The sequence below is a fragment of the Enterobacter sp. RHBSTW-01064 genome (assembly GCF_014103035.1).
Classification (GTDB): Bacteria; Pseudomonadota; Gammaproteobacteria; order Enterobacterales; family Enterobacteriaceae; genus Enterobacter; species Enterobacter mori.
Genome location: NZ_JABXOU010000005.1, coordinates 368575 through 380321 on the forward strand (window position 1 = coordinate 368575; position 11747 = coordinate 380321).

At 55.9% G+C, this 11747-nt stretch carries 10 protein-coding genes; 3 read left to right on the forward strand and 7 right to left on the reverse strand.

Annotation, left to right across the window (positions count from 1 at the left end; translation table 11 throughout):
• Window positions 1-133: 133 nt before the first annotated feature.
• A complete protein-coding gene (pncB, locus tag HV355_RS17070) occupies window positions 134-1336 on the reverse strand; it encodes a nicotinate phosphoribosyltransferase (RefSeq protein ID WP_182402777.1) in 1203 nt (400 codons plus the stop codon).
• Window positions 1337-1590: 254 nt separating this feature from the next.
• On the opposite strand from pncB, the gene pepN reads away from it, so the two are divergent.
• Entirely contained in the window at window positions 1591-4203 is a 2613-nt protein-coding gene (gene pepN / locus HV355_RS17075) for an aminopeptidase N (protein WP_182402780.1), read from the forward strand.
• Window positions 4204-4353: 150 nt separating this feature from the next.
• Here the strand turns inward: pepN and ssuB are convergent, their stop codons facing one another.
• Genes ssuB through ssuE form a run of 5 tightly spaced genes read right to left on the reverse strand, consistent with a single transcriptional unit; the run spans window position 4354 to window position 8594 of the window.
• Window positions 4354-5124, reverse strand: coding sequence for an aliphatic sulfonates ABC transporter ATP-binding protein (ssuB, locus tag HV355_RS17080; RefSeq protein ID WP_120158481.1), 771 nt, complete (start codon window positions 5122-5124; stop codon window positions 4354-4356).
• A complete protein-coding gene (ssuC, locus tag HV355_RS17085; RefSeq protein ID WP_182402782.1) occupies window positions 5121-5912 on the reverse strand; it encodes an aliphatic sulfonate ABC transporter permease SsuC in 792 nt (263 codons plus the stop codon). Before ssuC ends, ssuB begins: the two co-directional genes overlap by 4 nt.
• A 9-nt stretch (window positions 5913-5921) precedes the next feature.
• Complete coding sequence (gene ssuD, locus HV355_RS17090; RefSeq protein ID WP_010429320.1) at window positions 5922-7067, reverse strand: FMNH2-dependent alkanesulfonate monooxygenase; 1146 nt, start codon at window positions 7065-7067, stop codon at window positions 5922-5924.
• Entirely contained in the window at window positions 7064-8026 is a 963-nt protein-coding gene (locus HV355_RS17095; RefSeq protein WP_089598368.1) for a sulfonate ABC transporter substrate-binding protein, read from the reverse strand. Before HV355_RS17095 ends, ssuD begins: the two co-directional genes overlap by 4 nt.
• Window positions 8019-8594: an NADPH-dependent FMN reductase gene (gene ssuE, locus HV355_RS17100; protein ID WP_108416018.1), complete on the reverse strand. Its 576-nt coding sequence runs from the start codon at window positions 8592-8594 to the stop codon at window positions 8019-8021. Before ssuE ends, HV355_RS17095 begins: the two co-directional genes overlap by 8 nt.
• Before the next feature lie 248 nt (window positions 8595-8842).
• Between ssuE and pyrD the strand changes: the two genes are divergently transcribed.
• Both pyrD and zapC read left to right on the forward strand, forming a co-directional pair.
• A complete protein-coding gene (pyrD, locus tag HV355_RS17105) occupies window positions 8843-9853 on the forward strand; it encodes a quinone-dependent dihydroorotate dehydrogenase (protein ID WP_010429325.1) in 1011 nt (336 codons plus the stop codon).
• Between the two features lie 165 nt (window positions 9854-10018).
• The gene (zapC, locus tag HV355_RS17110) at window positions 10019-10561 is read left to right on the forward strand and encodes a cell division protein ZapC (protein ID WP_182402784.1); all 543 of its coding nucleotides are present in this window, start codon (window positions 10019-10021) and stop codon (window positions 10559-10561) included.
• Here the strand turns inward: zapC and HV355_RS17115 are convergent.
• Window positions 10558-11667 carry a YcbX family protein gene (locus HV355_RS17115; protein WP_108416021.1) on the reverse strand — a complete coding sequence of 370 codons (1110 nt, stop codon included), beginning with the start codon at window positions 11665-11667 and terminating at the stop codon, window positions 10558-10560. The genes zapC and HV355_RS17115 overlap by 4 nt on opposite strands.
• Window positions 11668-11747: the final 80 nt, after the last annotated feature.

Sequence of the window (11747 nt, forward strand, 5' to 3'; positions counted from 1 at the left end):
ACACTTGTCCGCCCTTATGGGGGGATATCTATGTTACCTGGCATCCGCCATCAGACAAGCAGATTTCGCAGTCTTAAGAGAAGAAATAAGAAATAAATAAGAAGTGGGGAGCCTTTACGGCTCCCGAAAGCGGTTAACTGGCTTTTTTAACCTGCGGCAGATCGAAGGCTTTGCGCAATGCGCGGACAAAAGCTTTGTCATGACAGATGGTTTTACCCGGACTATCAGAGAGTTTCGCCACCGGCTTGCCGTTACATTCCACCAGCTTTATGACGATGTTCAGAGGTTTTACCTGAGGAATATCGCAGGTCAAACGGGTGCCAATACCAAAGCTCAGATTCACTCTGGAGGAGAAGTGGCGGTAAAGATCCACCGCTTTGGCTAAATCAAGGTTATCAGAGAAGACCAGCACTTTCGTCATCGGATCAATGCCCAGCTTCTCGTAATGGGCAATGGCCTTTTCACCCCATTCCAACGGGTCTCCGGAGTCATGGCGTAAACCCTGATAACGCTCAGCAAATTCAGGACCGAAGTCGCGCAGGAAGGCATCCATTGTGATGCAGTCGGTGAGGGCGATCCCCAGTTGATTCGGATACTCATCAAGCCATGCGGCCAGGGCCGCGCGCTGGCTATTGGCCAGGTCAGGGCTGATCTGCTGATGCGCCTGGAACCACTCGTGCGCCTGGGTGCCCATTGGCGTCAGGTCCAGACGACGCGCAAGGTCGTAATTACTGGTGCCCACAAACCACGGCTCTTGCTGAAGACGTTTAACGATAGCCTGCTGTACTTCGCGAGAGAAACGACGGCGAGTGCCAAAGTCCATCAGGCGGAAGCGGGACATATCCAGCCCTTCGGTCAGGTGGGAAAATTCAACCAGCTTATTCTCCAGTGAGGCAACCGCCTGCTCGACGCCGGTTTCCGGCGAACGGTAGCGGTGGGCCAACTCGCTGATCACCGCCAGAAGCGGCACTTCCCACATGATCACTTCACGCCACGGACCGGCAAGGCGGATATTCAGCTTGCCATTATCGTTAGTCACCGTGACCTGCTCTGGCTTGTAGCGGAAGTCGCGCAGCCAGGTAAGGTAGTCAGCTTTAAAGAAGGGCAGGCCGGAAAGCCAGTGATATTCGTCGTCCTGCAGCGCCAGATGCTGCATGGCATCGACCTGTTCACGAATGGAATCCGCGTAGATACCCAGCAAGTCGTCGCCCCGGCAGCGAAACTCCGCCGCAACATGAACGTCATGGTAATGGTGGAAAACGGCTTGCTGCATATGCAGTTTATACGCGTCGGTATCCAGCAATGTATGCAGAACAGGAGAAGCGAATTGAGTCATAGGTGCGCAGTAGCATCCTCTCACGGGAGCGTTTAGTACAATAAACAACTCCGGAGTATACCTGTTTTAGTGATTTATTGAACCCCGATCACAACATAAGCGCTCTTTATGGTCGAGGGCATTTTGTGCCTCGTGTTATACAAATGTAGCGAAAAAGGTGTTTGTACCTGAAAAGATGAACATTCTGCATAGCGCGTTTTAGACAACAGGAATATATTGAAACGTTACTCGACAAACGATGCATAAGGTTTTCTATGACACAACAGCCACAAGCCAAATACCGCCACGACTACCGTGCGCCGGATTACCTGATTAGCGATATCGATCTGACTTTTGACCTGGATGCCACTAAAACCGTCGTGACAGCGGTGAGCCAGGTGACGCGCCAGAGCGCGACGGCTGTACCGCTGCGTCTTGATGGTGAAGACCTGACGCTGGTTTCCCTGCATATTAATGATGAAGCGTGGGCTGATTATAAAGAAGAAGGCAACCAGCTGGTTATCGACAACCTGCCGGAACGCTTTACGCTGCGCATCGTCAACGAAATCAGCCCGGCCGCCAATACCGCGCTGGAAGGGCTCTACCAGTCAGGCGTGGCGCTGTGTACCCAGTGTGAAGCAGAAGGCTTCCGCCACATTACCTGGTATCTGGATCGCCCCGATGTACTGGCGCGCTTCACCACCAAAATCATTGCCGATAAAACCCTGTATCCGTTCCTGCTCTCGAACGGCAACCGCGTGGGCGAAGGCGAGTTGGAGAACGGTCGTCACTGGGTACAGTGGCAGGATCCGTTCCCGAAACCGTGCTACCTGTTTGCGCTGGTGGCGGGTGATTTCGATGTCCTGCGCGACACCTACAAAACCCGCTCTGGCCGCGACGTGGCGCTGGAACTGTTTGTTGACCGCGGCAATCTTGACCGCGCGCCGTGGGCGATGACCTCGCTCATCAACTCCATGAAGTGGGACGAAGAGCGCTTCGGCCTCGAATACGATCTCGACATTTATATGATCGTCGCCGTCGACTTTTTCAACATGGGCGCGATGGAGAACAAAGGTCTTAACGTCTTTAACTCCAAATACGTGCTGGCGCGTACCGATACCGCCACCGATAAAGACTATCTCGATATCGAACGCGTGATCGGGCACGAATATTTCCATAACTGGACCGGTAACCGCGTCACCTGCCGCGACTGGTTCCAGCTGAGCCTGAAAGAGGGCTTAACCGTTTTCCGCGACCAGGAGTTCAGCTCCGATCTGGGCTCCCGCGCCGTGAACCGCATCAACAACGTGCGCACCATGCGCGGCCTGCAGTTTGCGGAAGATGCCAGCCCAATGGCGCACCCGATTCGTCCGGATAAAGTCATCGAGATGAACAACTTCTACACCCTGACGGTGTACGAAAAGGGCGCTGAAATCATCCGCATGATCCACACCCTGCTGGGCGAAGAGAATTTCCAGAAAGGGATGCAGCTCTACTTCGAGCGTCACGACGGCAGCGCCGCCACCTGCGACGACTTCGTCCAGGCGATGGAAGACGCGTCCAACGTGGATCTGTCCCATTTCCGCCTCTGGTACAGCCAGGCCGGTACACCTGTCGTGACCGTTAAAGACGACTACAATCCGGAGACCGAGCAGTACACCCTGACCATCAGCCAGCGCACGCCGCCAACGGCCGAGCAGGCGGAGAAACAGCCGCTGCACATTCCGTTCAGCATTGAGCTGTACGATAACGAAGGCAAAGTGATCCCCCTGAAGAAGGGCGGTCACCCGGTACAAAGCGTGCTAAACGTCACCCAGGCGGAGCAGACGTTTATTTTCGATAATGTTTACTTCCAGCCGGTACCTGCGCTGCTGTGCGAATTCTCTGCGCCGGTAAAACTGGAGTACAAGTGGAGCGATCAGCAGTTGACGTTCCTGATGCGTCACGCGCGCAATGACTTCTCTCGCTGGGATGCGGCGCAGAGCCTGCTGGCAACCTACATCAAGCTGAACGTGAACCGTTATCAGCAGGGCCAGCCGCTGACGCTGCCGGTTCATGTTGCGGATGCCTTCCGCGCGATCCTGCTGGACGAGAACATTGACCCGGCACTGGCGGCTGAAATCCTGACCTTACCGTCCGCGACTGAAATCGCCGAGCTGTTCGAGATTATCGACCCGATTGCGATTGTCGCAGTTCGTGAAGCGCTAACCCGCACGCTGGCTGCCGAACTGGCGGATGAATTCCTGGCCATTTACAACGCCAACAAGCTGGATGCGTACCGTGTTGAGCATGCCGATATCGGCAAACGTTCCCTGCGCAATACCTGTCTGCGCTATCTGGCCTTTGGTGAGGTGGAACTGGCGAACACGCTGGTCAGCAAGCAGTATCACGAAGCCGATAACATGACCGACGCGCTGGCTGCACTCGCCGCAAGCGTTGCCGCCGAGCTGCCGTGTCGTGATGCGCTAATGCAGGAGTACGATGACAAATGGCATCAGGATGGTCTGGTGATGGACAAATGGTTCATTCTGCAGTCCACCAGCCCGTCCGCCGATGTGCTGAGCACCGTACGTCGCCTGCTGAAGCACCGCTCGTTCACCATGAGCAACCCGAACCGCGTCCGCTCGCTGATTGGCGCGTTTGCCAGCAGCAACCCGGCTGCCTTCCACGCGGAAGACGGCAGCGGCTATCAGTTTATGGTGGAAATGCTGACCGAGCTGAACAGCCGTAACCCGCAGGTGGCGTCGCGACTGATTGAGCCGCTGATCCGCCTGAAACGCTACGATGCGAAGCGTCAGGCGAAGATGCGCGCCGCGCTTGAGCAGCTTAAAGGGCTGGAGAACCTGTCTGGCGATCTGTACGAGAAGATTGCTAAGGCGCTGGCCTGATGTAAAAAAGCCCGGTGGCGCTACGTCGTTTTGTAAGCCTAAAGTGTTACCCATGTTTCCGGTTCATACCCTACGCTTACCGGGCCTACGTGGGGTCGCGGGGCATCGGTTTTCTCCCTCTCCCTGTGGGAGAGGGCCGGGGTGAGGGCATCAGGCATTGGCCTTTATCCGCTGAATCTCCGCTTCCCCACGTTTCATCACCCGATCCAACACTTCCGCCTCCAGCTCCGCCAGTTTTGCCGAGCCCACGCGGCGAGGGCGTGGGATATCCACCGTCAAATCCAGACCAATCTTCCCGTCTTCTATCAGCAGCACCCGGTCCGCCATCGCGACGGCCTCGCTCACGTCATGCGTCACCAGCAGTACCGTAAAGCCATGCTCCTGCCACAGGGACTCAATCAAATCCTGCATTTCGATCCGCGTCAGCGCATCAAGCGCGCCGAGCGGTTCATCAAGCAACAGCAGGCCGGGACGGTGAATCAACGCGCGCGCCAGCGCCACGCGCTGTTTCTGTCCCCCTGACAGCGCAGCAGGCCACTCGCCTGCGCGGTTTTCCAGCCCGACGGCGGCCAGCGCCTGACGCGCGTTATCCCGCCAGTTGCCCTTCAGGCCGAGACCGACGTTGTCGATAACCGTTTTCCACGGCAGCAGGCGCGCGTCCTGAAACATCATGCGCGTATCGTCCTGAATATTGGCCAGCGGCGTTGAGCCTGCCAGGATTTCACCGCCGTTGGGGGCTTCCAGCCCGGCCAGAAGGCGCAGCAGCGTACTCTTGCCGCCGCCGCTGCGTCCGACAACGGCCACAAATTGTCCGGCGGGAATATGCAGATCCAGCCCGTTAAGAATGGTGTTTTCGCCGTAGCGTTTGGTGACGCCGTTGAGCAGTAACGGCGTCCCCTGGTTCAGTCGTGCAGTATTCATGCTTTTGCCTCCTGAAGGGTATAGGCCGGGTTCCAGCGCAGCCAGCTGCGCTCCAGCCACTGGGCGCTGACGTCAGCGAGTTTGCCGAGCAGGGCGTAAAGGATGATGGCTACCACCACTACGTCGGTTTGCAGGAATTCACGGGCGTTCATCGCCAGATAGCCGATGCCGGAGTTAGCCGAAATGGTTTCCGCCACAATCAGCGTCAGCCACATCAGGCCGAGCGCAAAACGCACCCCAACCATAATCGAGGGCAGGGCGCCCGGCAGGATCACGTGCATAAAGAGAGAAAAACCGGACAAGCCGTAGCTTCGCGCCATCTCAACCAGACCGCGATCGATATTGCGGATGCCGTGCCAGGTGTTGATGTAAATCGGGAACAGCGTGCCCAGCGCCACGAGGAAGATCTTGGCGCTCTCATCAATGCCAAACCACAGGATAACCAGCGGGATCAGCGCCAGATGCGGCACGTTGCGCAGCATCTGTATAGACGTATCCAGCAGCCGCTCACCCCAGCGCGAAAGGCCGCTGATCAGACCCAGAACCAGACCGATACTGCCGCCAATGGAAAACCCAATCACGGCGCGCCATGAGCTGATCGCCAGATGCTGCCACAGCTCGCCGCTCACGCTCAGCGACCAGAACGCTTCAACAACGCCCTCCGGAGAGGGCAGAATGCGGCTCGACAGCCAGCCGGTGGACGACGCGAGCTGCCAGAGGGCCACGATGCCGACGGGTAAAAACCACGGCGCGGCGCGCAGCAGCCATTTTTGTGATGTGGCAGACATGGTCACTCCTTAGCTCTGCGCGGCTTTTCGTGGAATAAATTCGTTCGCCACGGCTTCGCCCTGAAGCTGGAGTTGCTGCGGCTGCGGAATTTCCGGGATGGCGACATCCAGGTGCGGGAATAACAGTTCGCCCACCTTGTAGGCCTCTTCCAGATGCGGATAGCCGGAGAGGATAAAGCTGTCGATGCCCAGGTCTGCGTATTCATTAATCCGCGCGGCCACCGTTGGACCATCGCCGACCAGCGCTGTACCTGCGCCGCCGCGTACCAGACCAACACCCGCCCACAGGTTCGGGCTGATCTCCAGGTTCTCGCGCTTGCCGTTGTGCAGGGACGCCATCCGGTGCTGCCCGACGGAGTCGGTTTTAGCAAACGCGGCCTGCGCCTTCGCGATGGTCTCATCGTCCAGATGGGAAATCAGGCGGTCGGCGGCCTGCCAGGCTTCTTCATTGGTTTCGCGCACAATCACATGAAGGCGAATACCGAAACGCACCTTGCGACCGTGGGCTGCTGCCTTGGCGCGGACCTGGGCTATTTTCTCCTTCACCAGCTCAGGCGGTTCGCCCCAGGTCAGGTAGAGATCGACCTGCTCGGCGGCCAGATCCTGGGCCACATCCGACGATCCGCCAAAATAGAGCGGCGGGCGCGGCTGCTGCACCGGCGGGAAGTAGAGTTTCGCGTCGCGAACGTGAATATGTTTGCCTTCGAAGGTGACGGTTTCACCTTCCAGCAGGCGTCGCCAGACGCGGGTGAATTCGGCGGAGGCCTCGTAGCGCTCCGTGTGATCGAGGAACACGCCATCGCCCGCCAGCTCCTGCGGATCGCTACCTGTGACAAGGTTAAACAGGGCGCGACCGTTGGACAGTCTGTCCAGCGTTGCCGCCTGACGCGCCGCCACGGTGGGGGAAACCACGCTTGGACGTAACGCGACCAGGAACTTCAGACGCTGGGTGACCGGGATCATCGACGCGGCGACCAGCCACGCATCCTCGCACGACCGTCCGGTTGGGATCAGCACCCCGGTGAAACCGATTCGGTCCGCCGCCTGCGCAATCTGCTGCAGATAGCCATGGTCAACCGGGCGTGAACCCTCTTCTGTACCAAGATAGTGTCCATCACCGTGGGTGGGTAAAAACCAGAAAAGATTCAGACTCATGATTTAGCTCCTTCTTTGCCTGCGGGCTGCCAGATGCGTTCGCGAATATTGACTTGTTTTGGCACCAGGCGGTTTTGATAGAAAAGGTCAGCGGTTTGTTGCTGAAGGGCGGCGACCTGCGCATTAACAGGCGCAATGGTGGTCGGCGGACGGTGGCTGAGATAGCTCGCGATCACCGGTTCAGGTAAGCCCATGGTTTTTGCCAGCAGGGTAATGCTTTCCTGACGCTGGCTCTGGGTCAGGGCATCGGCCTGGGTAAAGGTATCCAGTACGCCCTGAATGAATGCGCCGTTTTTCTCCGCGTAAGGACGTGCAGCGAGATAGAACGAGCCGGTTTGTTTCAGCGTGGTGCCATCTTTCAGCACCCGCACGCCACCCTGCAGTAAGGCTGCGGAGTAGTACGGATCCCAGATGGCCCAGGCATCCACGTTCTTCTGCTGGAATGCGGCGCGCGCGTCGGCAGGCGTCAGGTAAACGGGCTGAATGTCGGTGAACTTAAGCCCGGCCTCTTGCAGGGCGCGCAGCAGCAAGTTGTGTGAGCTGGAACCTTTCTGGAAAGCCACTTTATGGCCTTTAAGATCGGCAACGCTTTTAATCTCGCTATTTTCAGGTACCAGAATCACCTCGGCTTTCGGTTTAGCGGGTTCAACCCCCACATAGACCAGATCGGCCCCGGCAGCCTGAGCAAAGATAGGCGGAATATCGCCCGTGCTGCCCAAATCGATACTGCCGACGTTCAACGCCTCCAGCATCTGTGGGCCTGCAGGGAACTCCACCCAGGAGAATTTGGTGTCCGGGAAGCGTTTTTCCAGAAGCTGGTGGCTTTTCGCCAGCACCATGCTGACGCTGCCTTTCTGATAGCCGATGCGCAGGCTTTCCGGCGCGGTTTCCGCCGCATGAGCCAGCGACGACAGAGCCATCAGCCCTGCCAGCCCGATACGTGTCAGTGTTTTAAACATGAGCGACTCCTTGCGACGGATTAAAAGCGGGAACCTGGATATCCCGGCGATGCAGCGCATGCCAGAACGTTTCCAGTGCGCCATCAAGGCGGGTTTGCAGATTTGGCGTAAAGTGGGGTTTGTGTTGATAGTCGATGACCTGTGAATCATCTGCGAAAACGCCATGCAGGATCTCCTGTGCTTTCAGGGCGTTCAGCACCGGTTTCAGGGCGTAATCCACCGCCAGTAAATGGGCAACCGTACCGCCCGTAGCCAGCGGCAGCACCACTTTGCCGTCCAGCGCGCGCTCCGGAAGCAGGTCAAGCAGGGTTTTCAGTGCGCCAGAAAAAGAGGCTTTATAAATGGGCGTCGCCACAATTAAGCCATCTGCCCCCTTGAGCTGCTCGATCAGTGTTTTCAGCGCGGGGCTGTCGAAGCGGGCATAGAGCAAATCTTCAGGTTCGAAGTTATGTAGATTCCAGTGGCACACTTCCACATCCAGAGCAGTGAGCTTTTCGCGGGCATATTCCAGCAGGGCGCTGGAACGCGAGGGAAACCGTGGACTACCGGCCAGGGTGATGACGCGCATGTTTGCTCCTTATAACTAATTGTTTGCTTTTATCTAACATTCATAACAATTTTAAGGAGTGTGACATCGCCGTGTTATTCCACTAAATGATTTATCTGCAATTTAAATGCGAAAAAGTGCATAAGAAACAGGCGCGCAGGTAAACGTTTGCGTTTTGCGCGATTTTTTTGCCGCAGGTCAATTCCCTTTCCGGGCGGGATCGCACATAATCCCCTCCCGGTTTGCACACCGGGAATCCAGGAGAGTTCATGTACTACCCCTTCGTTCGTAAAGCCCTTTTCCAGCTCGATCCTGAGCGCGCTCATGAATTTACATTCCAGCAATTACGTCGTATTACAGGCACGCCTCTGGCTGCGCTGGTGCGTCAAAATGTGCCGGAAAAACCTGTCCAATGCATGGGCCTGACCTTCAAGAATCCACTGGGCCTGGCTGCCGGTCTGGATAAAAATGGCGAATGTATTGATGCCCTGGGCGCGATGGGGTTTGGCTCCATCGAAATTGGTACCGTTACGCCGCGTCCGCAGCCGGGTAACGACAAGCCGCGTCTGTTCCGCCTGGTCGAAGCTGAGGGTTTGATCAACCGCATGGGCTTCAACAACCTCGGTGTCGATCATCTGGTTGAGAACGTTAAAAAATCCCATTTTGATGGCGTATTAGGCATCAATATTGGTAAAAATAAAGACACGCCGGTGGAGCAGGGCAAAGATGACTATCTGATTTGTATGGAAAAAGTCTATGCCTATGCCGGTTATATTGCGGTGAATATTTCATCACCCAATACCCCGGGCCTGCGCTCATTACAATATGGCGATGCGCTGGACGATCTTCTGAGTGCCATTAAAAATAAACAAAACGAGCTCCAGGCGATCCACCATAAATATGTTCCGGTCGCGGTTAAGATCGCGCCGGATCTTTCTATTGAAGAATTGATCCAGGTTGCCGACAGTTTAGTGCGTCATAATATTGATGGTGTGATAGCAACCAATACAACGCTCGATCGTTCTCTCGTTCAGGGAATGAAAAACTGTGACGAAGCGGGTGGGTTAAGTGGCCGTCCGGTACAATTAAAAAGTACGGAAATTATTCGCGCACTCTCTGCTGAATTACAGGGACGTCTGCCCATTATTGGCGTGGGCGGTATCGACTCTGTTATTGCTGCACGCGAGAAGATGGCTGCCGGGGCATCACTGGTGCAAATTTATTCCGGCTTTATTTTTAAAGGCCCGCCATTGATTAAAGAAATCGTTACTCATATCTAATCTTTTCTCCTAATCAGACAACCAGGGCTTTATTTCCGGCCCTGGTTGTTTTATATTCCGTCACTGTTGCTTATTTAGTCATTATAGTCTTTTATTAATGGTGTTATAAACGAGGCGGCAAACAGGACATTTTTAGTACAGGACGTTTGGGGACGGGAGAGACACATGCGAATTAAACCTGACGATAACTGGCGCTGGTATTTTTGCGACGAGCACGATCGAATGATGCTCGATTTAGCCAATGGCATGTTGTTTCGTTCACGTTTTCCGCGTCGAATGTTAACCCCGGATGCTTTCTCGCCGTCAGGCTTTTGTGTGGACGATGCTGCGCTTTATTTTTCCTTCGAAGAAAAATGCCGCGACCTGATGCTCTCCAAAGAACAGCGCGCTGAGCTGGTCCTGAATGCGCTGGTGGCTATCCGTTTCCTGAAACCGCAAATGCCAAAAAGCTGGCATTTTCTTGCACATGGCATGAGCTGGACCCCGGCAACGGGCGATGCGGCAAGCGTCAATCTGAGCGATACCGCAGAAGAGGTGAATTTACTGGTCGTTGAACCCGGTGAAAACGCCGCGCTCTGTTTGTTAGCGCAGCCCGGCGTGGCCATTGCCGGGCGAGTTATGCAGTTAGGTGATGCGATTAAAGTCATGAATGACAGGCTGAAGCCACAGCTGCGCGTTGATTCGTTCAGCCTTGAACAGGCCGTTTAAGCTTCCAGCTGGACGGACGTTTTCGGCACACAGCTGCAGCATAAAATCGTACCGTCATCACCTACCGCCGATTTCTTCAGCGCAGTGACTTCACCCTCGACCAGTTTGATTCGACAGCATCCGCAAATACCTGCACGACAGGAGTAAGGTACGCGGATCCCTGCCTGTTCCAGTTGCTCAAGTAATACCTGCTGATTGTTGCCACGGATAACTTTACCCTGCCAGTGAATATCGACCCCTGACGAAGGCGCGGACTCGATATCGACAAACTCCTCTTCCTGGCTGGAACCATAAATCCTGGCAGGGCCACGGGTGAGGATTTCTACTTCGTCACCGACGCGGATCACGCCGCTGGAGCGCGGGATGAGGTTCTGACCGAAATCCACATCACCGTTGTCCTGGGCGGTACGGAATGACTGCAACGTTTTCAACGGTTCACCGGAAGGATGTTTTTGGCCTTTTTCTGGGCTGACAGTGGTGAAAATGCAGCGACTACATGGCTTCACCACGTCGAAAATCACGCTGCCGATGCGGATCACCTTCCAGGTATCTTCGTCCCAGGCGTCGGCACCTGTGACCACCAGGTTAGGGCGGAACTGTTCCATCTGAACGCTGGCTTTGCAGCGGCGCTGTAAATCACGCAGCGAGGCTTCGTTGGTCAGCAGGAACGGGAAGCCATCGGCGAAGGAGAGGGGAACGGCGTCATGGCGCTTCACGCGACGCGTCAGTTCAGGACCAACCCAGCGCAGCTGCACGTCGCGGGAGAAGAACCCGCTCAGCCAGCGGTTAATTTCATCCGGGGCGATGCGCGCGGTAAAATGATTGCCCCACACTTCCGTTGGCGCGTCGACAGGGGCAAAATCAGCAAAGCGAATCACTACGCTGGAACCGTCCGGCGCGGTCAGGTGCAAACCGTCATGAAGTGGAGAAGGGGTAAAGCGAACCATCTGCGGGAACTGGCGTGCGGTAATGAACGTACCGTCAGGCTCGGTGACCATAAAAATGCGATCGAAGGCGAATCCGCTCATGTCGGCCAGCGCGTGAGAGACGCCGATGCCGCGCATGGATTTCACCGGATGAATAAAAAGCCTGGATAACGTCGCCACTGCACACTCCCACAAATGAAAATAAGCCTTCAACTTTATGACATACACGCCATATTAGCTATAATGCGCGACAATTTTCT

Excerpts from the sequence above, each read along its gene's own strand:
- pepN (WP_182402780.1), top strand. The coding sequence starts at position 1,591 with ATGACACAACAGCCACAAGCCAAATACCGCCACGACTACCGTGCGCCG.
- HV355_RS17095 (WP_089598368.1), bottom strand. The coding sequence starts at position 8,026 with ATGTTTAAAACACTGACACGTATCGGGCTGGCAGGGCTGATGGCTCTG.
- pncB (WP_182402777.1), bottom strand. The coding sequence starts at position 1,336 with ATGACTCAATTCGCTTCTCCTGTTCTGCATACATTGCTGGATACCGAC.
- ssuC (WP_182402782.1), bottom strand. The coding sequence starts at position 5,912 with ATGTCTGCCACATCACAAAAATGGCTGCTGCGCGCCGCGCCGTGGTTT.
- zapC (WP_182402784.1), top strand. The coding sequence starts at position 10,019 with ATGCGAATTAAACCTGACGATAACTGGCGCTGGTATTTTTGCGACGAG.
- ssuD (WP_010429320.1), bottom strand. The coding sequence starts at position 7,067 with ATGAGTCTGAATCTTTTCTGGTTTTTACCCACCCACGGTGATGGACAC.
- ssuE (WP_108416018.1), bottom strand. The coding sequence starts at position 8,594 with ATGCGCGTCATCACCCTGGCCGGTAGTCCACGGTTTCCCTCGCGTTCC.
- pyrD (WP_010429325.1), top strand. The coding sequence starts at position 8,843 with ATGTACTACCCCTTCGTTCGTAAAGCCCTTTTCCAGCTCGATCCTGAG.
- ssuB (WP_120158481.1), bottom strand. The coding sequence starts at position 5,124 with ATGAATACTGCACGACTGAACCAGGGGACGCCGTTACTGCTCAACGGC.